Raw genomic sequence first — 23,657 nt, forward strand, 5'->3', positions numbered from 1 at the left:
CATATATTCTGGTGTATTTTTTTATACTCGGCAATAACAGCAGGCTCATCTTTCAGATCCACGGCAAGGCAATATCGTTTCATTTTTCAACTTTTAAACCTAAAAGAATTAGCGGCAATTACCTGCTCCAGGCTACCAGGGTTTGTTTTGCCTGGCCCAAACCATCAATACCCAGTTCCACCACATCACCGGCTTTCAGGTAAACGGGCATTGGCTTCTGTCCTAATCCCACTCCTGCCGGCGTACCCGTAGTAATAATATCGCCGGGCAGCAGGGTCATAAATTCACTGAGGTAAGCAATTAAAAAAGGTATTTTGAAGATCAGGTTTTTACTGTTGCCGTTCTGCATGGTTTTACCATTAACGGTTAGCCATAAACGAAGATTATTAATATCAGTAATTTCATCGGGGGTTACCAGCCAGGGTCCCACAGGCGCAAAGGTATCGCAGCTTTTACCCTTCACCCACTGCCCGCTTCTTTCTAACTGAAACGCTCTTTCACTGTAATCGTTATGAAGCATATATCCCGCTACATAGTTCATGGCGTCTTTTTCTTCAATATAAGATGCTTTCCTGCCTATAACAACAGCCAGTTCCACCTCCCAGTCTGTTTTGGTACTGTTGCGCGGTATAACCACATCATCGTTTGGACCGGAAACCGCTGTTGTGGATTTAAAGAATATAATAGGTTCAACGGGCAACTGCATATTACTTTCAGCGGCATGATCAGAATAATTCAATCCAATGCAAATCAGTTTCGAAGGACGGCTCAATGGCGCGCCTAATCTTTCCGCGCTGTTCACTTCGGGGCATAAGGCTTCATTTGATTTCAGCCATTCGCCCAGGCGTTTGGCGCCATCTGTTGCAAAAAAATCTTCCGTATAATCTTCTCCAAAAGCCGAAACATCAATACGTTTACCGTTCTTCAATTCTATTCCGGGTTGCTCTTTACCTGACTTTCCAAAGCGAATTAATTTCATAAATCATCTGTTTTTGAGTGGACTAAACTACTTCCATTTTTTGTTCATGCCAAACCATTTTTTACGCAAACGGTTGAAAAGCTAACAAGCATTAGGATTTGGATTAATTTTAGGCATTCGTAATAGTAGCCAATATGAATAATCCATCAACTAATAAAGTACGGATAGTAACAGCGGCCAGTTTATTCGACGGGCACGATGCAGCCATCAATATCATGCGCCGCATACTGCAAAGTAAAGGCGCGGAAGTTATCCATCTCGGTCACGACCGGTCGGCCCGTGAAATTGTGGAATGCGCCATTGAAGAAGATGTGCAGGGTATTGCGCTTACCAGTTACCAGGGCGGGCACATGGAGTTTTTTAAATACATTAAAGACCTCCTTGATGAAAGTGGCAGTGGCCATATTAAAATTTTTGGCGGCGGTGGCGGCACCATCCTGCCGCAGGAAGCGGAGCAACTGCATCACTATGGTATTACCAGGATATACAGTCCTGATGACGGAAGGAAAATGGGGCTGGAAGGCATGATAGAAGACGTAATGGCCCATTGCAGCTTCTCCGTTACTGAAGTACCCGGGAGCCAAACTGAAGCCCTGCCGTTAGGTGAATACAGGGATACGAGGAAGGTTGCAAGAGCGATTACCCTGGCGGAAAAAGGGGAAAGCTATTCCACTATTTTAGCGTATAGAAAAGGTTCTGACCGGACTGATATTCCTGTTATTGGTATTACCGGAACCGGCGGGGCCGGAAAATCATCTGTAACCGATGAAATTGTACGCCGTTACCTGGGTGCTTTTGCCGATAAAACCATTGCTGTTATTTCGGTTGACCCCAGCAAGAGAAAAACCGGCGGCGCTTTGCTGGGAGACAGGATAAGAATGAATTCCGTTTCCGGTCCCCGCGTGTATATGCGTTCCCTGGCAACACGGGAAGACAACACAGCCATAAGTAAGGTGGCAAAAGATGCGATAGCCATTTGCAAAGCAGCAGGATATGATTGCATTATTCTTGAAACGGCGGGTGTAGGCCAAAGTGATGTGAGCATCATAGATTACTGCGATGTGAGCGTATATATAATGACACCGGAATATGGCGCGGCATCGCAATTAGAGAAAATCAATATGCTGGATTACGCAGATATTATCGCGATCAACAAATTTGATAAAGCAGGTGCGGAAGACGCGCTGAACGATGTAAGAAAACAATACAAACGCAATCACCTGTTATTTACAGCAGCTCATAACGAATTACCTGTGCTGGGCATATGTGCCAATACATTTAATGATAAAAGGGTAAATCATTTTTTTGAATTATTGCTACAGAAAATAAAAGCAAAAACAGGTGTGTCATGGGGCAAACTGTCAGCAAGCGTTTCGGGAGATGAGCAGGGAAGACAGGACGCCATTGTTATACCAGCAAGGCGCGTTCGTTACCTCAGCGAGATCAGCGACAGTGTGCGTGCTTACAATGCCCGTGTAAATGAACAAAGCCATATTGCATCACAACTCTACCAGTTAAACGGAGTAATTCAAATATTAAAAACACTACCTGAAAATGAAAAACACCACTAAACAATACCGGGAATGGCTGGTAGAATTAAAAAGGGATATCCAGAATTCAAAATTACAGGCAGTCTTGCAGGTAAACCAGCATATGCTATTGCTGTATTGGTACCTGGGTAAACAAATGACACAGAAAGTTGATGTTGAAGGATGGGGTGCAAAAATAATTCCACAACTGGCTAAAGATTTACAGAAACAGTTTCCGGACCTGCAGGGATTTTCGGCAAGAAGCCTGAAATATATGCGGCAATTTGCCAATACATATCCCGATTTACTAATTGGGCAGCAGCCTGCTGCCCAATTTAACAACACGCAATGGTTCCTGTCGAACCCTGATCTGGTAAGCATTCCATGGGGGCATCATATGTATTTGCTGGATAGAATTTTTGACAAAGAAGCACGCTTATGGTATATACAAAAAACCATTGAGCATAACTGGAGCAGGGCAGTGCTGCAGTACCAGGTACAAACAGATCTATTTCAACGACAGAAAAAAAATAAAAAACATTCTAATTTTCATCTTACACTACCCAAACCTCAAAGCAACCTGGCAAATCAGGTACTGAAAGCCCCGTATATATTTAATTTTCTGGCCTTTGGTGAAAAAATAACAGAACATGAACTGGAAACACAACTCATCAATCACATACAGGAATTTCTAATTGAACTGGGTGCAGGTTTCGCTTTCGTGGGGCGGCAGGTAAAATTTAAAATTGGAAGAAAAGATCATTTCATTGACCTGCTGTTTTATCATTTAATATTGCGCAGTTATGTAGTGATTGAATTAAAAATGGAAGGATTTGAACTTGCTCATACCGGCCAAATGAATGGCTATCTGAATTTTGTTAATGAGCATTTGAAACAGGCAACTGATAACTCTTCGATAGGTAAAATATTATGCGGCTCAAAAGACGAGGTAGAAGTTGATTTTGCTTTAAGCAATATCAATCATCCCATTGGCGTAAGCGATTATCGTTTTATCAAATCATTACCCCGGCAACTAAAGGGGAAATTGCCAGATGCAAAAGCTTTGCAAAATGAAATAAAGAAGTTTTTAGGTAAAAACAAGCGCTCCAAAAAACAATAACAACGCATGCAATCCATATTACAAAAACAATACGAGGCACTCGAAAGGAAATTAAATCCTGAAGTAAAACAATTGCTGGAAGAGTGGAAGGAATTGCAAAAAAAATACGAGGCAGATTTTTTTGAATATACCGTACGCGGCAAAACCATTAAGCAGGAAATCAATACCCTGTCTTTAAGCGGCACAAAAATTCCAAAAGTTGTTTTGCCTAATTATAAAGACTGGGGAGATATTGTACAATGGCAAATGCAGGAAAATGTGCCCGGTGAATTTCCCTATACTTCCGGGGTATTTGAACTGAAACGGCAGGGAGAAGATCCTACCAGAATGTTTGCCGGAGAAGGCGGCCCGGAGCGTACCAACAAGCGTTTCCATTATGTTTCTGCCGGCCAGCCTGCAAAACGGCTGTCTACCGCTTTTGACAGTGTTACCCTGTATGGTGAAGACCCGGCATACCGTCCTGATATTTACGGTAAAATTGGGAATGCCGGCGTTAGCATTGCAACGGTGGACGATGCCAAAAAACTATACAGCGGCTTTGATCTGTGCGATTCTTCCACTTCCGTGAGCATGACCATTAATGGTCCGGCTCCGGTGGTACTTGCGTTTTTTATGAATGCGGCCATTGACCAGCAATGCGAAAAATGGATAGAACAAAAAGGTTTATGGCAGGAAGTGGAGAAAGTAAGAAAAAAGAAATACGGGCATCAACCGCCGCCTGTATACTATAATCCTTCTTCCCCCGAAAGGTTACCGGATGGCAACAACGGGTTAGGATTACAATTACTGGGTTTGAGTGGTGATGAGGTATTACCCCGCGATGTATATGAAAAGATTAAGGCGGAAGCATTGCAGCAGGTACGCGGCACCGTACAGGCAGATATATTAAAGGAAGACCAGGCGCAAAATACCTGCATCTTTTCTACAGAGTTTGCCTTAAAACTGATGGGTGATGTGCAGGCATTTTTTATTGAAAATAAAGTACGCAACTTTTACAGTGTTAGCATTAGCGGATATCATATTGCGGAAGCGGGAGCCAACCCCGTTACCCAGCTTGCATTTACCCTCGCTAACGGATTTACTTATGTAGAGTACTACCTGAGCCGTGGCATGCCTATTGACAACTTTGCCCCCAACCTGTCTTTTTTCTTTAGTAACGGCATGGATCCTGAATACAGCGTTATAGGCAGGGTGGCAAGAAGAATATGGGCCAAAGCCATAAAATACATTTACCATGGCAACGAACGATCACAGAAATTAAAATATCATATTCAAACCAGTGGACGGAGCCTGCATGCGCAGGAAATTGACTTTAACGATATACGCACCACGTTACAGGCTTTATACGCCATTTACGACAATTGCAATTCATTACACACCAACGCATACGATGAAGCCATTACCACACCAACCGAAGAAAGCGTGCGGAGGGCTATGGCCATACAGCTTATTATTAACCGGGAACTGGGCTCGGCTAAAACGGAAAACTTTATACAGGGCAGCTTTGCTATTGAAGCCCTAACCAACCTGGTGGAAGAAGCGGTGCTTGCAGAATTTGACCGCATATCAGACAGGGGTGGTGTATTGGGCGCCATGGAAAGAATGTACCAGCGTAATAAAATACAGGAAGAGAGCCTTCATTACGAAAGCCTCAAACACTCGGGTGAGCTCCCGGTTGTTGGCGTAAATACCTTTTTAAATAAGAAGGGCAGCCCCACCCTTGTGCCGGATGAAGTAATCCGCAGCACCACAGAAGAAAAAGAACAGCAAATCGAAAATACCAGGGCCTTTCAAAAACGAAATGAAGAGCAGGCGGCTGAAAAACTGGAAGCGCTGAAGATAGCCGCAGGCAACGGCGAAAACCTGTTTGCCGTACTAATGAATACCGTTAAGTATTGCAGCCTCGGGCAAATTACCCATGCATTATTTGAAGTGGGCGGTCAATACAGGAGAAATATGTAATGCGCAGTAAAGATCTGCAGCACAAGGGAGTGACACAACGATGTCTTATAGCATTCCAAAGCCTGTTCCAAAACATGCTGTATACACCCTGCCGGTATTAATAGTTTAAAAAAGTATCATACAACACCTGCATATAAGCCTTGCCATCAGTAAGCAAACTATCGTTCATTGCTGCATCTGCACTTTTATGTACAGGAATTAAAAGCCGCTTTGCCCGGTTATCAAATATCAGTGTGTCTTTTGCAGTTAACCAGGCAAAGCCGTCATCGAAGGTATAGAACGCAAAGGGCTTCCTGTTTGGATTCAGCAAATCATTTCCCCATTTAAAAGCGGTATCCGTTATCTGCAATTGTTTAAGCAGTGTAGTGGCGATGTCGGTTTGCGAACCCATGCCGGTGATCTTTTGTCCGCGGTACGCTTCCTTCAGCACATCGCCAAAAAAAATAAGCGGAATATGATACCGTGCGGGTTCGTTAAACTTCCTGTCTCTCGGCAGATGGTGGCCATGATCTGCCACCAAAACAAAGAGGGTGTTTTTATACCAATCCATTGTCTTTACCGCCTCAAAAAAGCTTCCCAGCGAACGGTCGGTAAAATAGCAGGCATTTTTAAACTGCTCATTATGGGAATCTCCTGCAAAAACGGCGGGCATGGGTACAGTAAAAGGCTCGTGACTGCTTGACGTAATGATGTATGAGAAAAAGGGTTGCGCAGGGCGCTGCATTTCCGCTACATATTTATCCAGCAAACTCTTATCATCGGCGCCCCATTTATTAAATAATCCCGCATCCGAAAAATCTTCTAACCCCACAATATGATCAAAGCCGGCACGATGGGCAATGGCATTAAAACGGCCGAAGCTCAGCTCGCCACCATAATAAAACGCGTTATGATAATTTTCATTTTTAAGCGCAAGTGAAAGAAAAGGCATGTGCTCTATCTTCTCGGGCTGATTAACAATATTGGTTTGGGGTTGTGCAGGAAACCCGCTCAGCAATGCTATAATGCCCTGGTCGGTACGTACGCCACTCGCGTATATGCCGGTAAATAAAACCCCTTCCCTGATCAGCTTACTTATGTTAGTCGCCACCCCACTATCTCCTCCAAGTTCCTGTATAACATCGGCGGTAAAGCTCTCCAACTGAATAAAAACAATGTTAGGCCTTTGTTGTGTTAATATAAACCGGGTTGAATCATCGCCGCACTTTTGATATAAATGATTAACCCGTTCGGCCGCTTCACCGGGGGGCAGGTAGCTGTACATATTTTTTTGCCCGCTATGGCGGTTCTTTAAGAGACTGCTGCTGAGATGCCATGGCGTATTTACGGCAGCATGATTGACAACGGGGTAAGCGCTGAAATAAGCCACGCTTTCATTGACCGGTATTTGCTGCCAGCCGCCGCGGATACTTAAAAAAATAAGTGCAGGTATCAGCAGTAACTGAATGGAATAGGCGATTTTTTCATGGCTTAATAATTTTCCTGCCGGTATCTTCATTTTTGCTACTACCAGCCGGTATGCAATGCCCGCAATAACAAGCTCAGCCAGCATAATGAACAATAGCAACAGCAGTGGTGCGGATTTGCTGGTTTCAAAAGCCTCGGCAGGGTGAGCCAGCATGGAAACGGCGCGGTAATTGAGCTTTACACCCCAGTTTTCATATATGCCCAGATCGCCACCGGAAATAAGCGTAGTTATCAAAAGCAATAGCCAGGTATATATTTTTAATGTATTTTTAAAGAACAACGTTTGGGTAAACTGCTGAGCAATGAATAAAAGCAGGGGAATAGCGCTAAAATAGCCGGTCATAGAAAGGTCAAGCCGTAATCCATATACAAAAGCCTGTAGCATTTTCTCCGGTCCGGCTTCTTTAAACTGGCTGTAGTAATACAATACGAATACAAGGCGTTGCAGAAAAAAAATAAGTACCCAAAAAAGGTAGTACCTCAAAAAAAATAAAAAAGGCGTTGTTTTCCGCCAGTTTAATAAAAGGTTGCCCATGAATCGCTCCAATGCTTTACCTGAATAAGTATTTGTCTGCAAATTAAGTGTTATTCGTTAGTGCAGAAGTTTTAAAATGATACTAACTTTAGAGAGCGCTAATAAAGAATGGAAACGTATGGAAAAATATTGCTGATTGCCATGCCGGTGTTTTTGATGCTGGTATTGTTTGAAAAATGGTACGGCTGGAAAAAGGGGAATGATACGGTGTGCAATATGGATATGCTCAGCAGCCTGAGCAGCGGCGTTACCAATGTTACCAAAGATGTGCTGGGACTAAGTATTATCGTCATCTCCTATGAATGGATGTATGATCACCTGTGGCTGGTGCACATAAAAAATACTGCGCTTACTTATGCTATCGCTTTTATTGCGCTGGATTTTTCGGGTTACTGGACGCATCGCATTGCGCACGAATACAATTTTTTCTGGAACAATCATATCATCCATCACAGTAGCGAGGAATTTAATTTAGCCTGCGCCCTGCGCCAGAGCATTTCGGGCATTGTAAGCATATTTGTTATTTTTCTTTTGCCCGCGGCGCTATTGGGCGTGCCTGCACAGGTAATTGCCATAGTGGCGCCCCTGCAACTGTTCGCCCAATTCTGGTACCATACACAGCATATCGGCAAAATGGGTTTCTTAGAAAGCATCATTGTTACGCCTTCGCATCACAGGGTACACCATGCCATCAATAAGGAATACTTAGATAAGAACTATGGGCAGATCTTTATTTTCTGGGACAAATGGTTTGGTACTTACCAGCCCGAACTGAAGCATGTTCCGCCCGTATATGGCATTACCCGGCCGGCACAAACGTGGAATCCTATCAAAATTAACTTCCAGCACCTCTGGCTACTCATTAAAGACGCCTGGCGAACCAAAAGACTGGAAGACAAATGGCGTATATGGTTAATGCCTACCGGCTGGCGGCCTGCCGATGTAAGTGAAAAATACCCGGTATACAAAATTGAAGATGTATATCATTTTGAAAAATACAATCCTGCCACTTCAACGGCATTGCAGGTTTGGAGTTGGGTACAACTGGTTGTGCTGCTTATCTTTGTATCGTATTTATTTGCCCACATCGCGTCCATAGGCAGTCCTGCCCTATTTATTTACGGTGTATTTATCTTCCTGCACGTGTATGCCTTTACCGATTTGGCCGATGGGAATGCTTCCGCACTGGTATGTGAAAGCCTGAAGAATATGTTTGGCATGCTCATTCTCTACCGGCAGGGCAGTTGGTTTGGAGCGGAAGATGGTAATACGGCTATTAATGCCCTGCTGATGGTCTATTTTACAGGAGCCACTTTTATTACCGCATGGCTTGTTTACCGGCAGCAAATTCATCAACCGTAAACCTTTATATATCTTTGCGGGATGCAACCGGCAAAAAAACCAAATATTCGTGATTTAAGTCTGGAAGAAATACAGCAATATTTCGAAAAAGCGGGTGATAAGAAATTCAGGGCTAACCAGGTATATGAATGGCTCTGGCAAAAACATGCCCATCGCTTTGAGGAGATGACCAATTTAAGTAAATCATTGAGAACCAGGCTAAGTGAAGCCTTTATTTTGCCGGCCTTAACTTTGGACGCCTCCCAGTTTTCGGCGGATGGCACTATCAAAAGCCGTTTTAAAACGGTTGACGGACACCTGGTGGAAGGGGTACTTATTCCTACCGAATCAAGGCAAACGGCCTGCGTATCTTCACAGATTGGCTGTAGCCTGAGCTGCAAATTTTGCGCTACCGGCTATATGGACCGGAAACGCAACCTCAACTTTGACGAGATCTATGATGAAGTGGTATTGATTCTTCAGCAGGCGGAAAAAACATATCAAAAGAAATTGAGCAATATTGTTTTTATGGGAATGGGCGAGCCACTGCTCAATTATAAAAACGTATTAAAAGCTATCGAACGTATTTCATCTCCCGATGGGCTGGGGATGAGCGCAAGACGAATTACCGTTTCTACCGCAGGCGTAGCAAAAATGATCAGGCAACTGGGAGACGACCAGGTAAAATTTAAGCTGGCGCTTTCTTTGCATGCGGCTAATGATAAAAAACGGCATGAGATCATGCCTATTAATGATACCAACAACATCAAATCGCTGATAGATGCGTTGAATTATTTTTATAAGCAAACCCACAATGAAATTACACTCGAATATATTCTTTTCAAGGATTTTAATGACGCGCTGCAGGATGCGGACGAGCTGGTAAAAGTATACCGGCAGGTTCCCGCCGACCTGGTAAACATTATTGAATATAATCCTATAGACCTCGCCAGTTTCTCAAAGCCCGATGAAGCCACTACTGAAAATTTCATGCAGTATCTTGAAAAGAACAGGGTGAATGCAAGGCTGAGAAGAAGCAGGGGAAAAGATATTGACGCGGCCTGCGGACAATTAGCAAATAAACAAGGGCATTGATTTTTTAGTTACATTTATAAAAAGAGGCAGACATGAAAAGTGATCTTATCAAAAAAATTGAATCCCTCCCCAAAAATATCCAAAAAGAAGTAGAAAATTTTATTGAGTATTTAAAACTGAAGGATGAAAGTGGAAACGCTTTAATTAAAACACGCAAAGCAGGTTTTGCAAAAGGTATGTTTATTATCAAAGAAGGATTTGATGATCCGCTTGAAGATTTTAAAGATTATCAATAATGGACATCCTGTTGGATACACATTCATTTTTATGGTTTGCTGAAAATGATGAACAAATCAGCAGCAGGGCAAAGCATGAAATAGAAGACACCGGCAACAGATGCTTTTTAAGTATAGCATCTCTTTGGGAATTAGCAATTAAATTTTCATTGGATAAACTAAAACTGAATCGCCCCTTTGATATTATTCCTGAATTATTAAACAATAATAATATAGAAATACTTCCTATTCAGTTCAAACACCTAAGACAGTTACTGATTCTACCACACATCATAGATATCCATTTGACAGGCTTATACTTTCTCAGGCAATTGCGGAAAATTTCGTTATTGTGACAAAAGATGGCATTTTTGAGAAGTATACATCTAATGTTATTTGGTAATAAATTCGTTTGATATTTAAGTCATTTTATGAGCAGAAAACCTTTCGATAAATTCATCAACAAAGTAGAGAGCGGCGCGAAGAAAAAAGAAAGAATACGCCAGGAGAAAAAGAAGATCAGGGCGGAGAAAAACGCATACTTTGATGAACAAAAAAAATTAGCCCGGGAAAGAAGAACGGGGAACAGGGAACAGGGAACAAGTTACAGGGAACAGGTTGCAGGATACAAGACACAGGTTACAGGAGGGCAGGGCGTGAGTTCCAGGGGACAGGGGACAGGGGGTAAAAAAAATGAAAAAGAAGAGTGGGGTAAAATATCCAGGGAGCAGGATACAGGTTACAGGAAGGAAGATACAGGAAGGCGGACAGCGGAAAGGAAAAACGACCCGCCACAAACTAAGCGTTCCGGGGCGCGTACAACGGGTAGCAGAGTCGAAGCTATAAAGCATAAGCCCGGCTTAAAAAAAGATGGCGTACGGCAGCGTGACAACGGCCGCCGCGACAGCACAGACCATACAGCAAAACCCATCCATAAAAAAACGGTACAGACGTCGCAAAAATCTATACCCGGTAATAAGCAACCTTTGCCAAACGATACGGGTAAAGATGAAATGCCATTAAATAAATTTATAGCATGGAGCGGGGTTTGTGGCAGACGTGAAGCGGCAGGTCTGATTAAAGCCGGGAAGGTGATCGTAAACAACCAGGTTATTAAGGAGCCGCCTTTCAGGGTGAGTCAAAGCGACAGCATTAAAGTAAATGGCAAAAAAATAGCCATCCAAAAAAACCTGGTATACATCCTGCTTAATAAACCCAAGGATTATATTACCACCACCGATGATCCCGAAGGACGTAAAACGGTAATGGACCTGGTGAAGCGGGCAACTACGGAAAGGGTATTCCCGGTAGGGCGGTTAGACCGGAATACTACCGGCGTACTGCTTATTACTAATGACGGCGAATTGGCCCAGCGCCTTACGCATCCGAAATATGAAGTAAAGAAAATTTACGAAGTGCACGTAGACAAGCCCGTTACCAAACAGCAATTAGACAAAATTGCCAGTGGCATTACCCTGGAAGACGGGTTTATTCAGCCGGACGCCATAGCTTACGCCGATGCAAAAGATAAAAGCATTGTGGGCATAGAAATTCATAGTGGAAAAAACAGGATCGTAAGACGCATTTTTGAACACATGGGATTTAAAGTAAAAAACCTGGACAGGGTGATGTATGGCATCTTCACCAAAAAAAATGTGGACAGGGGCAAGTGGCGCCTGCTGACGGAAAAAGAGATCCGCTTATTAAAGCACCTGAATACTTCTTTCGGTAACAAAAAAACTTCCTGATCTGCTGTGCAAAAACTAAAACCGGAAATTATTTTTGAAGATGAGGCTATCGTGGCGGTCAACAAACCGTCTGGCTTATTGTCGGTACCCGACAGGGAAGGAAAGGAAATTGCCCTGAAACAATTGTTGCAGCAACGATACGGGCAAATATGGACGGTACACCGCTTGGATAAAGATACCAGCGGCGTTATTGTATTTGCCAAAGATGAGATCAGCCATAAGTTTTTATCGAAACTGTTTGAAGGCAGAGAGGTAGAAAAATATTATACCGGGCTGGTACACGGCGTTCCTTCGGCCGAAAGCGGGTCGGTTGATGCAGCTATTATGGAGCACCCTGTAAAAAGGGGGCTGATGGTTACCAATAAAAAAGGCAAACATGCACTTACAGATTATACCCTCATAGAAAGTTTTGGTAATTTTTCATTGATGCAGTTCCGCATACACACCGGGCGCACGCACCAGATACGGGTACACATGAAACAGGTTGGCCACCCTATAGTATGTGACCCTTTGTATGGAAATGGTGAACCGGTTTTACTATCTTCCATTAAAAGAAAATTCAATCTTTCAAAAAAAGAGGATGAAGAAAAACCTTTGTTTAACCGCTTAGCGCTTCATGCTGAAAAATTGCAATTCACCGATGCTAAAAAGCAAAAGCGTTCGCTTGAAGCACCGCTTCCAAAAGACATGCGCGCCTTCCTGCAACAGTTAAGAAAATGGAAAAGCTGAGGCGAAAAGAAAACTTTACAGCTTTGAGCTTTCAGCTATTAGCTATCAGTTGAGTAACTACTAACAATAGGATGAAGGCTCCATCTTTCACCTCTCACTTTTCTCTTCTCCCCCACATCTCGTTGCGCACGAGCGGGATCAGGCTCTGCAAACGGCTTTACATCAAAAATATTAAGCGCTGCAGGTTACGCAACCTTCTTCCATACTGCATGACGGTCCAGTTGTTTCGCTTTCGTTAATTCCCTGCGCGTCTACTGTAGTCATTAACGGTTCCGCCATTTTGCCTCCCTGCTTTTCTACTGTAAATTGAACGGCTTGTGAAGCAGCTTTTGTACGCAGGTAATACATACCTGTTTTCAATCCCTTTTTCCATGCATAAAAATGCATTGAGGTAAGCTTGCCGGCATTGGGGTTGTCAACAAACAAATTCAGCGATTGCGACTGGCAGATATAAGCGCCCCTGTCGGCCGCCATATCAATAATAGTGCGTTGCTTGATCTCCCATACCGTTTTATAAATTTCCCTGGTATGATCAGGTATCTCATCAATTTTTTGAACAGACCCATTATGCATGATGATCTTGTTTTTCATATCATCGTTCCACAAATTCAGCGCTACCAGGTCTTTCAGCAAATGTTTATTCACCACTACAAATTCACCGCTTAAAACACGCCGCACATAAATATTGGAAGTATACGGTTCAAAACATTCGTTATTACCCAATATCTGCGAGGTAGATGCGGTAGGCATGGGCGCGAGCAGCAATGAGTTGCGCACCCCATGTTTTATTACTTCATCTTTAAGCCTGAACCAATCCCAGCGCATCGTAGGTTCCACACCCCACATGTCAAACTGAAATATGCCTTTTGATACGGGCGAGCCTGCAAATGTTTCATAAGGTCCCTGTACTTTAGCGAGGTCTTTACTGGCCGTCATGGCGGCAAAATAAATCGTTTCAAATATTTCAGTGTTCAGCTTCCGGGCTTCTTCGCATTCGAACGGCAGGCGCAACAAAATAAATACATCGGCCAACCCCTGCACGCCCAGTCCTACAGGACGATGCCGCATATTTGAATTCCTGGCTTCTTCAACAGGGTAATAATTATGATCAATGATCCTGTTCAGGTTTTTGGTTACCTCGTAAGTAACCTCATATAGTTTGTTATGATCAAATACGCCGTTATTCACAAATCTTGGCAAGGCCAGGGAAGCCAGGTTACACACCGCTATTTCGCCGGGCGAAGTGTATTCTAATATTTCGGTACACAAATTGGAACTTTTGATAGTACCCAGGTTTTGCTGGTTCGACTTTCTGTTAGCGGCGTCTTTGTATAACAAGTAAGGCGTGCCGGTTTCAATTTGAGCATCCAGCACCGCAAACCACAGGTCCTGCGCCTTCACCGTTTTTCTTGCCCTTCCCTCCTTTTCATATTGTTCATACAAACTTTCAAAAGCTTCTCCCCAGCATTCATGCAGCCCCGGCGCTTCATGCGGACAGAATAAACTCCAGGCTTCATTAGCTTCCACCCTTTTCATAAATAAATCGGGTATCCATAAGGCATAAAATAAATCTCTTGCCCGCATCTCTTCTTTACCATGGTTTTTCCGAAGATCCAAAAATTCAAATACATCCGCATGCCAGGGTTCAAGATAAATAGCAAAAGCCCCTTTTCGCTTACCCCCGCCCTGGTCTACATAACGGGCCGTATCATTAAACACGCGGAGCATGGGAATAATGCCATTGCTGGTTCCGTTGGTGCCGCCAATATAGCTGCCGGTAGCCCTTATATGATGAATAGACAATCCGATTCCACCGGCACTCTGGGAAATTTTTGCCGTTTGCTTCAGTGTATCGTAAATGCCATCAATACTATCTTCTTTCATCGTTAATAAAAAGCAGGACGACATTTGCGGCTTTGGTGTTCCCGCATTAAAAAGCGTTGGCGTGGCATGCGTGAACCAGCGTTCGCTCATTAAATGATAGGTTTTAACAGCGCTTTCAATATCATCTTTATGTATACCAATAGCCACGCGCATATACATATGTTGCGGACGTTCCACCACCTTACCGTTTATGCGCAGCAGGTAAGATTTCTCCAGTGTTTTAAAACCGAAATAATCAAATCCATAATCCCGGTCATAAATAATAGTAGAATCAAGCAGATCGGCATGCGTATGTATCACCTCCCATACATCATCTGCAATAAGAGGAACCAGCTTGTCTGCTTTCGTATCCCGGCAATTATACAAGAACTGCATAGTGTGCGAAAACGACTTGGTTGTATTTTTATGCAGGTTGCTTACTGCAATACGGCTGGCAAGCAATGCATAATCGGGATGTTTTACCGTGAGGGAAGCGGCTGTTTCCGCAGCCAGGTTGTCTAATTCCGTGGTGGTAACGCCATCGTATAATCCTTCAATCACTTTTTTAGCAACATCAATGGAATTTACAAAACGCCTGTCTAACCCGTAGCATAGCTTTTCAATACGGGCTGTTATTTTATCAAATTTCACGGATTCTCTTTTTCCGTTTCTTTTTATTACCTGCATGAGATGTATTTTAATGAGTTACTATTTTAATGTAAAAAGTGAAAAGACAGAGGTGAAAGAGAAATGCAGGTTCTACGTACTTTCAACCATTTTGGTTAATGGTGCAAAGCAGGAATTAAGAACTGATTGTGCCAATTTTACAAATGCTTTTCACCGGAGCCTCTTTCTCGCATTTCACTTCTCATGTCCTAAAAATCTTCTTCCAAACTAAATGCCTGCACCTCTTTGCCTGCGCCCAGCACGCCAGACTTCTGGTAATCGCCCACACGTTTTTCAAAGAAATTGGTTTTCCCTTCTAATGATATCATCTCCATAAAATCAAAGGGATTGGCTGCATTAAATATTTTAGTATATCCCAGTTCAGCCAGCCAGCGGTCGGCCACAAATTCAATGTACTGCTGCATCAGTTTAGCATTCATGCCAATAAGGGCAGCCGGCAGGGCTTCCGTTATAAATTCTTTTTCTATCTCTACCGCATCCTTAATAATATCATGCACCATTTCCTGCGGCAGTTTATTATTGAGCATACTGTACAACTGGCAGGCGAATTCGCAGTGCAGTCCTTCATCACGGCTTATCAATTCATTGCTGAAAGTAAGCCCGGGCATTAAGCCTCTCTTTTTCAGCCAGAAGAGCGAGCAGAAGCTACCGCTGAAAAATATGCCTTCTACCGCGGCAAAGGCCACCAGCCGTTCCGCAAAGCTTCCATGCTCAATCCAGCGCAATGCCCATTCCGCTTTACGTTTCACTGCCGGTATTGTTTCTATGGCATGAAATAAGCGGTCTTTTTCCACGGGGTCTTTTATATAGGTATCAATCAGCAGCGCATAGGTTTCCGAATGAATATTTTCCATCATGATCTGGAATCCGTAAAAGCAGCGTGCTTCCGGCAACTGCACTTCGCTCATGAAATTCACCGCCAGGTTTTCATTCACTATACCATCGCTGGCAGCAAAGAAGGCCAGCACATGTGAAATAAAATGTCGTTCGCCGTCATTCAGGTTAGCCCAATGCTGCAGGTCGCCGCTGAGATCTATTTCCTCTGCTGTCCAAAAGCTGGCTTCATGTTTCTTATACATTTCCCATACTTTGGGATAGTTGATAGGCAGAATAACAAACCTGTCTTTGTTTTCTTTCAGTAATAGTTCTGTTTCCATGTACCATTCGTTTAAAAATGAAAAATAAAATAACATGGCTAACGAAAGAGAAGGCAGGAAAAGACAAGATTACAGATAGCGATAAAGATGCCTGACCCACCCTTGCTTTTCCTCCGAAAGCAAATAGTGAACGTTCCGCCTGGCAGGTCTTCTGGCTTGGTTTACTGCTGAACACCTTCCCGTGGCGCCCGGGCGCCACAGTGGTATGAAGATTCAGCAAGTGAGTGGTGAATGTCCGCCCGGTTGAAGACCGTTCGGATGGGGTGAGTAGTGCGTAAATACATACGAACTACTGCATATCCACAACTCACAAACCTTACAGCTACGGGGATAGCACCGGATTTACACCGGTTTCCCTTTTAATCTGCTACAAAATAATTTTGTATTTGAACCAATGCGGGCATCAAATATAGAAACGAAATAATCGGTTTATAAAAAGACTTATCAACAGATGTGCAAAACAACCTCATCCCCGCCCGACTGAACATTGTTCGGCCGGGCCTCTCCCCTTCATGCGGTGGCAAGGGATTTTCAATTCCACTATGGTGCGATTAAAAGAAGTTTTGGGCATCTGTAATCGGTAAATAGTAATATACAGTTTCGGTAAATAAGAATGTACAACTTCAGTAAATAGCAATGTACAATTTCGGCAAATAAGGATGCATGATCCATCATTAAAAAATCCAGCTTTACGCTGCCATAAAAACAGGCAGAAAAGCATGGATAAAAAAACGATAGGAGGCTGGATCATGTATCATGAAGTTCAACGATTAATAAGAATGGATTAAGCTTTACTGCAACTGGTAAGGCGCTGCTCAAATGCATGACTGGCTCAAGGAGTATCATCCGGATTTTTTGCATATTGCGCCTAAGACGGTTTACAATTTTGTGATAGCCCTGCGTCAGAAGTATAATATTCCCCTGGAAGAAGTGGGCCGGCAGTATTTTGTTGTGGAGGAACTTCCATACGGACAGCAGGCACAGGCCGATTTTGGTCATCATATTCTCCGGGGTACTGAAGACTGCCGCAAGCGTATTCATTTTTTTGTGATGATGCTTTCCAGATCGAGAATGAAATTCGTTCAGTTCTCGGATTATCCCTTTAATACCCTTACGGCTATTAATGCACATGAAGAGGCCTTTTTTGCACCCTTTTGAAAAATTTTTTCAGGGGGTCATTTTAAAATGGCGCAGGGGGGGGTCACTTTTGCCGGGTTTTACAGAACAAACAGCGTTACTAATTTTGTGGCTGTAATACCAAATATTACGATGATGATGCCATAATTGTTCCAAACGAATTGTTTCAGCAGGCTTTTTAATGATCCATAAATTTAATTCAAGTTCCTGTATGCATTAGGTGTCACCCCTGTTTTTTGTTTAAACAGCCTTGTAAAATGCTGCGGATATTTAAACCCTAAATCATAAGCAATTTCGCTGATGGTTTTATCCGTATCAAAAACCTTGTTTTTAGCAACATCCATAATTTTGTTCTGAATATATTCCTGTGACGATTTCCCCGTTTCTTTTTTGATCAGATCACCAAAATAGTTTGCCGACAAATGTAGCTCCTTGGCACAGTAAGCAACGGACGGCAAACCAATGCCATGAGGTTTGTCTGAAGAAAAATAACCGTTCAATAAATTTTCAAATTTTTCTAAAATTCCTTTATTCACATTTTCCCTGGTTATAAACTGGCGGTCATAAAAACGTTCACAATAATTCAGGAACAGTTCAATATTAGAAACGATCAGCTTTTTGCTATGCTTGTCAACCGATTGGCCTAATTCATATTCAATCTTGGCAAAACAATCGAAAACAATTTTCCGCTCTTTTTCTGAAAGGTGTAATGCCTCATTGGTGCTGTAGCCAAAAAAGCTGTACTCATTTATGCTCTTTGCAAGTGCTGTGCCTTTTATCAAATCCGGATGAAAGACCAAACCGTGTCCCATAGGTTGATAGTAATCCACCTTATTCTCCACATCAATAACCTGGCCGGGAGAAACAAAGACCAATGTTCCCTCCTGGTAATCATAATAACCACATCCATACTTTAAATTTCCGCATTTCACATCTTTAAGAAAAATACAGTAAAGTCCAAACGTCATTCGGGAGCCTGTTCTTTCTTTCGCCTTTGAAAAATCAACAATACTGACCAGCGGATGCAATGTTGCGTGGTTATTAAATTCATTGTATTGGCCTATTGTATCGAAATGATATGCCTGTTCCATAGTTGCTATTTTTTCTACACAAATTTAATTACTCCAACACAACTTCATGCACAGATACAGCTCAATCAGTAATAATGGTAGTAAAAGCAGTAATCCATATACCATTACGCTGGATTTTAGTACTGAAATTTGCAGTATAAATAAAGGAGGAAACCATGAAACGAATATTTTATCTCACCATTGTTTTGTTAGCCGCTGTTACAACCAGCGCAACAGCACAGGAGACAACAATTTTTCCAAAAGGAGAAATTGCAAAAAACACGGATAACTATACCGGAAGGATCTGGCTTAGTATTTTAAGTCATGCAGACAATATTTTTAATTTCAATGTAGATGTTGCAACCTATGCACCCGGCTCAAAATTAGATTGGCATATTCACCCGGCCGGACAGGTTCTGCTGATTACCGAAGGCTCCGGCTATTACCAGGAAAAAGGTAAACCTATACAAATAATCCATAAAGGTGATGTTATCAAGTGCTCGCCGGGGGTGGAACACTGGCATGCATCAGCCCCAAAAAGCAGCTTCGCCTACCTGGCAGTTACACCCACACAAAAAGGAAAAACAATATGGGGAAAGAGGGTAACCGATGCAGAATATAATAGCATAAATCCGCCTGCAGAAAATAGCACAAATGAAGAAGAGGAAATCAAAAATCTCTCAAAACAGAAATGGGATTGGATGGCAGACAAAAATGTGGATTCTTTAAATGTGCTGTTTGATGAAAAATCCATGTTTGTTCACATGGGAGGAAGCTGGGGAAAAACCCGGGAACTTGATGTCATTAAAAGCGGAGGCATCTGGTATAAGAAAGCGGAAGTGTACTCAGTTACAGTGAACATGTTTGGCAACACTGCCATACTACTAAACGATATTGATCTGGAAGCAGTGGTTGGTGGCAATACCGTTACCAACCCTTTTATGGTAACCGAAGTTTATATTAAAGAAAACGGCAAATGGAAGATGGGCTCACTTACATTCTCACGCCTGATGCGACCAGTTAAAGTGAAGCAATGATAATTGGCAGCACTAACTTATAAATGCTTATTGTATGAAACAGTTTTTAATATCAGTTATCGGGATGTTGATTTATCTAACATCATTTGCACAACACAGTTTGGAAAAAATATGGGAATCCGACTCTCTTATATTACAAAACCCTGAATCTGTACTTTATGATTCAATATCAAACGCTCTCTATATATCCAGTATGGGTTCGGGTACTATTGTTCGGATGGACAACAATGGAAAGCTCATTAAAAAAGACTGGGTAACGGGTCTTAATTCAAATAAAGGGGCGGCTTTATTTAACGGCTTACTTTACACAGCAGAAACATCAGCAATTGCTGTTATTGATGTTGATAAAGCATCAATTGTAAAACGTATTCCTATTAAAGGTGCGCAGATGTTGAATGACGTAGCAATGGATGCAAAAGGAGTTATTTACGTAAGCGATACACGGGCAGGGAAAGTTTATAGAATTGAGGATGAAAAGCCTATTGTCTATCTTGAAGACATGCCAGGGGCAAATGGACTGTTAACGGTAAATAAAGACTTGTATGTTTTGACTTCAACAAGCTTCCGGAAAGCAGATGCCAATAAAGTAATTACGAAAATTGCAGATGGCTTTGAAAACGGGCTTGACGGCATTGTGATGATCGCGGAAAATGAATTTATAATTAGCAACTACAAGGGCATTTTATACTATGTACAGGCTGATGGAACAAAACAGCTTCTGTTGGATACCCGTGCAAATCACATCATGTCAAACGATATTAGTTACAACAGTAAAACAAAAATCCTTTACGTTCCCTCATTTGGTACAAATCGTATCATCGCATACAAAGTAAAATAAGCGCTCAATTTTAGCGCATCATTTAGTGAGTTAATATTAAATCATTATGAAAAAGATACAGTGTAAACCTTTCATCGTCTTATTAGGCCTGGTTTTTCTTAGTAGTACAAGTGAAATTGCGTTCTCACAAATAAAGGGCGATGGTTCAGTTGCTGCCATTACCGGCAAAAGCGCTCAACTTCCTTTGAGTAAGATAAAATTACCTCCAGGTTTTTCCATCACTGTGTATGCCGAAGTTGAAGGCGCCCGTTCCATGGTGATGTCTCCTTCCGGAACACTATTTGTAGGAACCCAGAGATCGGGAAAAGTTTATGCAGTAAAGGATACTAATGGTGATAAAATAGCAGACAAGAAATGGACTATTGCATCAGGGCTTAATAACCCTAATGGCGTAGCTGTTAAAAGTGGCGCCTTGTTTGTTGCTGAAATAAGCAAAGTCACCAAATTTGCCAACATCGAACAAAACCTTGCTAATCCTGGCAAGGGCATAATTATTTATGATAAATTTCCAACAGATTGGCCTCATGGATGGAAATACATTGCCTTTGGGCCTGATGGCAAGCTGTACGTACCGGTTGGCGCTCCATTTAACATTGGCCAACCTACCGCACAATATGCATCCTTATTTAGAATGAATGATGATGGAACCGGGTTTCAAAAATTCGCAAGCGGAATACGCAATACTGTTGGGTTCACCTGGCATCCTGCCACCCATGAGTTATGGTTCACAGATAATGGCAGGGACGTGATGGGCGATGATATTCCATTTGATGAGTTGAACACAGCGCCAAAAGCCGGGATGAATTTTGGTTACCCCTATTTCCATAGTGGCACTATCAAAGACCCTGAGTTTGGGGGTACTCATACTGCCTCAGAATTTACTAAACCCGCGATAAACCTTGGCCCGCATGTAGCTGCACTTGGTCTCAAATTTTATATGGGAACGATTTTCCCTGCTAAGTATAAGAATCAAATCTTTCTTGCAGAACATGGCTCATGGAACCGCACAAAAAAAAGCGGTTACAGGGTAAGTCTTGTTACCATTGAAAACGGCAAAGCCAAAGGATATGAACCATTCGCAACCGGCTGGCTGAATGAAGATACCCAGGTATCCTGGGGACGGCCGGTTGATGTACTCATTCTCACAGATGGGTCCATGCTTGTTTCAGACGATGCAGCCGGAGTAATTTACCGGATTTCATATAAGAAGTAAGTTGCAAGGACTACCCTGGAAACAAGAAACACTCCTTTTCCGCTGTCATGATTTTAGTACTCAACATACTATTTATGCATACTTTTAAAATGAAAGATAGAACAATACTATTCGTGCTGTTACCAATAATACTTTTTGTCTTGTATAGTGCATGTACATCAGACAAACGATCTACCCATAACGGTGCATTAACAATACAGGAACAGGGCAGCTTTGCTGTTGGCGGAACAAAAATCTCCGAACCGGGAACTTTCGATTTGACCAATTCCCTTCGACCGCAGGGTCAAACTTTTCACGGCGATCATGCATATACCTTTTATCAAATCCCGGTAAATGCACATACATACCCGTTGGTTTTTTTGCATGGCGCCGGGCAGTCCAAAAAAACGTGGGAATCAACACCTGATGGAAGGGAAGGTTTTCAGCATATTTTCCTAAGACGAAACTTTGGCGTTTACCTGCTTGATCAGCCCAGGCGTGGCGAAGCCGGAAAGAGTACCCTCGCAACAACGATTACTCCCATCCCGGACGAGCAGTTTTGGTTCACACAATTCAGGCTCGGTAATTATCCCGATTACTTTCCCAATGTTCAGTTCCCGAAAGACTCCGCTTCATTAGAACAGTTTTACAGGCAAATGACGCCCAATACAGGGGCTTTTGATGGCGGCATTGTATCGGATGCAGTTTCACAATTGTTTGATAAGATCGGGGAAGGCATTTTAATCACCCATTCACAAGGCGGGGGACCCGGTTGGTTTACGGCTATAAAAAATGATAAGGTTAAGGCTGTAGTGGCCTATGAGCCATATAGCAGCTTTGTTTTTCCAGAAGGCGAATTACCCCCGGCGATAAAATCTGCCGGACTTTTTGGGGAGCTGAACGGAGTGGATATCCCTTTGCCTGATTTCAATAAGCTAACCCAAATACCTATCATTATTTACTATGGCGATAACATTGCTAAGGAGCCTACCGATGTATGGAACAAAGATCACTGGCGTGCCGGGCTTGAAATGGCAAAGGTATGGGCGGCCGCAGTCAACAAACATGGAGGTGATGCAACCGTAATACACCTGCCGGAAATTGGCATCAAAGGTAATACGCACTTTCCCTTTTCTGATTTGAATAATGTTGAAATAGCGAATCTGCTATCCAAATGGTTAAAGGAAAAGGGATTGGATAAGTAAACAAAAACAGCAATAATGATAAGCAAAGGTCTAACATGGATATTATTAGTAATGGCGGTAACTGTTACGAACAGTGTAAATGCCCAAAATGATTCAACACAATATTTAAGCCTCAAACAAGAAGGCATTGTGCGCATTGCCGCAACAACGGCAAAGGGTGATTTATCAAAGCTAAAACCGGAACTGAATTTAGGGCTTGATGCTGGATTAACTGTCAATCAAATCAAGGAGATAATCGTACATCTCTATGCCTATTGTGGTTTTCCCCGTAGTATCCGTGGCTTACAAACCTTAATGGTGGTATTGGATGAACGCAAAGCCAAAGGCATTACCGATGAAGTGGGTGCAGAAGCATCCCAGATAAATGATGATCGCAGCAGGTACGATCGTGGAAAGGAAATTTTGGAAAAACTTACAGGCGTAAAAGAAGAAGTATCCAAAACGGGTTATGCCGCATTTGCTCCCGAAGTGGAAATTTTCCTGAAAGAGCACCTGTTTGCAGATCTTTTTGAACGTGATGTTTTAACCTATGCTGAAAGGGAGTTGGTGACCGTTTCCGTACTCAGCAGTATCGGCGGTGTGGAACCTATGCTGCGTTCACATTTGAATATATGCCTGAAAGTTGGTTTAACCTCAAATCAGTTACAGCAATTCGTAGGAGTTATTAAGTCAACAAGTGGAAAAAAGGAAGCGAAAGCTGCTCAATCTGTTCTGGACGAAATACTAAAAAGCAGGGAGTAAAATTAAAAGA

General features: G+C 42.6%; 20 protein-coding genes and 1 riboswitch. Of the genes, 15 read left to right on the forward strand and 5 right to left on the reverse strand.

What is annotated here, in order from left to right:
• Positions 1-118: 118 nt before the first annotated feature.
• Positions 119-979: a fumarylacetoacetate hydrolase family protein gene (locus VL121_RS09730; protein WP_325404661.1), complete on the reverse strand. Its 861-nt coding sequence runs from the start codon at positions 977-979 to the stop codon at positions 119-121.
• A 134-nt stretch (positions 980-1,113) separates the two neighbouring features.
• Between VL121_RS09730 and VL121_RS09735 the strand changes: the two genes are divergently transcribed.
• The 3 genes from VL121_RS09735 to VL121_RS09745 are packed head-to-tail and all read left to right on the forward strand — an operon-like array spanning position 1,114 to position 5,590.
• The gene (locus VL121_RS09735) at positions 1,114-2,550 is read left to right on the forward strand and encodes a cobalamin-dependent protein (protein WP_325404663.1); all 1,437 of its coding nucleotides are present in this window, start codon (positions 1,114-1,116) and stop codon (positions 2,548-2,550) included.
• Complete coding sequence (locus VL121_RS09740) at positions 2,534-3,628, forward strand: PDDEXK nuclease domain-containing protein (RefSeq protein WP_325404665.1); 1,095 nt, start codon at positions 2,534-2,536, stop codon at positions 3,626-3,628. Before VL121_RS09735 ends, VL121_RS09740 begins: the two co-directional genes overlap by 17 nt.
• A gap of 6 nt (positions 3,629-3,634) precedes the next feature.
• Positions 3,635-5,590, forward strand: a complete 1,956-nt coding sequence (locus VL121_RS09745; RefSeq protein WP_325404667.1) for a methylmalonyl-CoA mutase family protein — start codon at positions 3,635-3,637, stop codon at positions 5,588-5,590.
• A gap of 97 nt (positions 5,591-5,687) precedes the next feature.
• On the opposite strand, the gene VL121_RS09750 is transcribed toward VL121_RS09745, so the two are convergent.
• Positions 5,688-7,634, reverse strand: a complete 1,947-nt coding sequence (locus tag VL121_RS09750; RefSeq protein ID WP_325404669.1) for an LTA synthase family protein — start codon at positions 7,632-7,634, stop codon at positions 5,688-5,690.
• A gap of 66 nt (positions 7,635-7,700) precedes the next feature.
• Between VL121_RS09750 and VL121_RS09755 the strand changes: the two genes are divergently transcribed.
• The 6 genes from VL121_RS09755 to VL121_RS09775 all read left to right on the forward strand — a co-directional run bounded on the left by VL121_RS09755 (position 7,701) and on the right by VL121_RS09775 (position 12,720).
• Positions 7,701-8,954 carry a sterol desaturase family protein gene (locus tag VL121_RS09755; RefSeq protein WP_325404671.1) on the forward strand — a complete coding sequence of 418 codons (1,254 nt, stop codon included), beginning with the start codon at positions 7,701-7,703 and terminating at the stop codon, positions 8,952-8,954.
• A 21-nt stretch (positions 8,955-8,975) separates the two neighbouring features.
• Positions 8,976-10,028, forward strand: coding sequence for a dual-specificity RNA methyltransferase RlmN (gene rlmN, locus VL121_RS09760; RefSeq protein WP_325404673.1), 1,053 nt, complete (start codon positions 8,976-8,978; stop codon positions 10,026-10,028).
• Between the two features lie 32 nt (positions 10,029-10,060).
• Positions 10,061-10,264, forward strand: coding sequence for a type II toxin-antitoxin system VapB family antitoxin (gene vapB / locus VL121_RS09765; RefSeq protein ID WP_325404676.1), 204 nt, complete (start codon positions 10,061-10,063; stop codon positions 10,262-10,264).
• On the forward strand, positions 10,264-10,599 hold the full coding sequence (locus VL121_RS21695; RefSeq protein WP_414635412.1) for a type II toxin-antitoxin system VapC family toxin: 336 nt from the start codon (positions 10,264-10,266) through the stop codon (positions 10,597-10,599). Before vapB ends, VL121_RS21695 begins: the two co-directional genes overlap by 1 nt.
• Before the next feature lie 75 nt (positions 10,600-10,674).
• Positions 10,675-11,991 (forward strand): pseudouridine synthase, encoded by a 1,317-nt coding sequence (locus VL121_RS09770; protein ID WP_325404678.1) that lies wholly within the window; start codon positions 10,675-10,677, stop codon positions 11,989-11,991.
• 6 nt (positions 11,992-11,997) lie between these two features.
• The gene (locus VL121_RS09775) at positions 11,998-12,720 is read left to right on the forward strand and encodes an RluA family pseudouridine synthase (RefSeq protein WP_325404680.1); all 723 of its coding nucleotides are present in this window, start codon (positions 11,998-12,000) and stop codon (positions 12,718-12,720) included.
• Positions 12,721-12,891: 171 nt separating this feature from the next.
• On the opposite strand, the gene VL121_RS09780 is transcribed toward VL121_RS09775, so the two are convergent.
• Both VL121_RS09780 and VL121_RS09785 read right to left on the reverse strand, forming a co-directional pair.
• Complete coding sequence (locus VL121_RS09780) at positions 12,892-15,270, reverse strand: ribonucleoside-diphosphate reductase subunit alpha (protein ID WP_325404682.1); 2,379 nt, start codon at positions 15,268-15,270, stop codon at positions 12,892-12,894.
• Between the two features lie 188 nt (positions 15,271-15,458).
• On the reverse strand, positions 15,459-16,427 hold the full coding sequence (locus VL121_RS09785) for a ribonucleoside-diphosphate reductase small subunit (protein ID WP_325404684.1): 969 nt from the start codon (positions 16,425-16,427) through the stop codon (positions 15,459-15,461).
• Between the two features lie 124 nt (positions 16,428-16,551).
• A riboswitch (cobalamin riboswitch) is annotated at positions 16,552-16,838 on the reverse strand.
• Between the two features lie 408 nt (positions 16,839-17,246).
• Between VL121_RS09785 and VL121_RS09790 the strand changes: the two genes are divergently transcribed.
• Complete coding sequence (locus tag VL121_RS09790) at positions 17,247-17,585, forward strand: hypothetical protein (protein WP_325404686.1); 339 nt, start codon at positions 17,247-17,249, stop codon at positions 17,583-17,585.
• Positions 17,586-17,758: 173 nt separating this feature from the next.
• Here the strand turns inward: VL121_RS09790 and VL121_RS09795 are convergent, their stop codons facing one another.
• Entirely contained in the window at positions 17,759-18,655 is an 897-nt protein-coding gene (locus tag VL121_RS09795) for a helix-turn-helix domain-containing protein (protein ID WP_325404688.1), read from the reverse strand.
• Positions 18,656-18,810: 155 nt separating this feature from the next.
• Here VL121_RS09795 and VL121_RS09800 point away from each other — a divergent pair, with 155 nt between their 5' ends.
• The 5 genes from VL121_RS09800 (at position 18,811) to VL121_RS09820 (ending at position 23,647) form a co-directional block, all read left to right on the forward strand.
• The gene (locus VL121_RS09800; RefSeq protein ID WP_325404690.1) at positions 18,811-19,671 is read left to right on the forward strand and encodes a DUF4440 domain-containing protein; all 861 of its coding nucleotides are present in this window, start codon (positions 18,811-18,813) and stop codon (positions 19,669-19,671) included.
• 34 nt (positions 19,672-19,705) lie between these two features.
• Positions 19,706-20,509, forward strand: a complete 804-nt coding sequence (locus VL121_RS09805) for an SMP-30/gluconolactonase/LRE family protein (RefSeq protein WP_325404692.1) — start codon at positions 19,706-19,708, stop codon at positions 20,507-20,509.
• 46 nt (positions 20,510-20,555) lie between these two features.
• Positions 20,556-21,722 carry a PQQ-dependent sugar dehydrogenase gene (locus VL121_RS09810; protein WP_325404694.1) on the forward strand — a complete coding sequence of 389 codons (1,167 nt, stop codon included), beginning with the start codon at positions 20,556-20,558 and terminating at the stop codon, positions 21,720-21,722.
• A 74-nt stretch (positions 21,723-21,796) separates the two neighbouring features.
• Positions 21,797-22,906 (forward strand): alpha/beta hydrolase, encoded by a 1,110-nt coding sequence (locus VL121_RS09815; protein ID WP_325404696.1) that lies wholly within the window; start codon positions 21,797-21,799, stop codon positions 22,904-22,906.
• A 15-nt stretch (positions 22,907-22,921) separates the two neighbouring features.
• Positions 22,922-23,647 (forward strand): carboxymuconolactone decarboxylase family protein, encoded by a 726-nt coding sequence (locus VL121_RS09820; RefSeq protein WP_325404698.1) that lies wholly within the window; start codon positions 22,922-22,924, stop codon positions 23,645-23,647.
• Positions 23,648-23,657: the final 10 nt, after the last annotated feature.

This window comes from Agriterribacter sp. (genome assembly GCF_035497235.1).
Taxonomy (GTDB): domain Bacteria; phylum Bacteroidota; class Bacteroidia; order Chitinophagales; family Chitinophagaceae; genus Agriterribacter.

What these genes read in the sequence shown, in the direction of transcription:
- VL121_RS09820 (WP_325404698.1), top strand. Translation starts at nt 22,922, where the DNA reads ATGATAAGCAAAGGTCTAACATGGATATTATTAGTAATGGCGGTAACT.
- VL121_RS09755 (WP_325404671.1), top strand. Translation starts at nt 7,701, where the DNA reads ATGGAAACGTATGGAAAAATATTGCTGATTGCCATGCCGGTGTTTTTG.
- VL121_RS09770 (WP_325404678.1), top strand. Translation starts at nt 10,675, where the DNA reads ATGAGCAGAAAACCTTTCGATAAATTCATCAACAAAGTAGAGAGCGGC.
- VL121_RS09795 (WP_325404688.1), bottom strand. Translation starts at nt 18,655, where the DNA reads ATGGAACAGGCATATCATTTCGATACAATAGGCCAATACAATGAATTT.
- VL121_RS09785 (WP_325404684.1), bottom strand. Translation starts at nt 16,427, where the DNA reads ATGGAAACAGAACTATTACTGAAAGAAAACAAAGACAGGTTTGTTATT.
- VL121_RS21695 (WP_414635412.1), top strand. Translation starts at nt 10,264, where the DNA reads ATGGACATCCTGTTGGATACACATTCATTTTTATGGTTTGCTGAAAAT.
- vapB (WP_325404676.1), top strand. Translation starts at nt 10,061, where the DNA reads ATGAAAAGTGATCTTATCAAAAAAATTGAATCCCTCCCCAAAAATATC.
- VL121_RS09780 (WP_325404682.1), bottom strand. Translation starts at nt 15,270, where the DNA reads ATGCAGGTAATAAAAAGAAACGGAAAAAGAGAATCCGTGAAATTTGAT.
- VL121_RS09790 (WP_325404686.1), top strand. Translation starts at nt 17,247, where the DNA reads ATGCATGACTGGCTCAAGGAGTATCATCCGGATTTTTTGCATATTGCG.
- VL121_RS09805 (WP_325404692.1), top strand. Translation starts at nt 19,706, where the DNA reads ATGAAACAGTTTTTAATATCAGTTATCGGGATGTTGATTTATCTAACA.
- VL121_RS09810 (WP_325404694.1), top strand. Translation starts at nt 20,556, where the DNA reads ATGAAAAAGATACAGTGTAAACCTTTCATCGTCTTATTAGGCCTGGTT.
- VL121_RS09730 (WP_325404661.1), bottom strand. Translation starts at nt 979, where the DNA reads ATGAAATTAATTCGCTTTGGAAAGTCAGGTAAAGAGCAACCCGGAATA.
- rlmN (WP_325404673.1), top strand. Translation starts at nt 8,976, where the DNA reads ATGCAACCGGCAAAAAAACCAAATATTCGTGATTTAAGTCTGGAAGAA.
- VL121_RS09740 (WP_325404665.1), top strand. Translation starts at nt 2,534, where the DNA reads ATGAAAAACACCACTAAACAATACCGGGAATGGCTGGTAGAATTAAAA.
- VL121_RS09735 (WP_325404663.1), top strand. Translation starts at nt 1,114, where the DNA reads ATGAATAATCCATCAACTAATAAAGTACGGATAGTAACAGCGGCCAGT.
- VL121_RS09815 (WP_325404696.1), top strand. Translation starts at nt 21,797, where the DNA reads ATGCATACTTTTAAAATGAAAGATAGAACAATACTATTCGTGCTGTTA.
- VL121_RS09800 (WP_325404690.1), top strand. Translation starts at nt 18,811, where the DNA reads ATGAAACGAATATTTTATCTCACCATTGTTTTGTTAGCCGCTGTTACA.
- VL121_RS09745 (WP_325404667.1), top strand. Translation starts at nt 3,635, where the DNA reads ATGCAATCCATATTACAAAAACAATACGAGGCACTCGAAAGGAAATTA.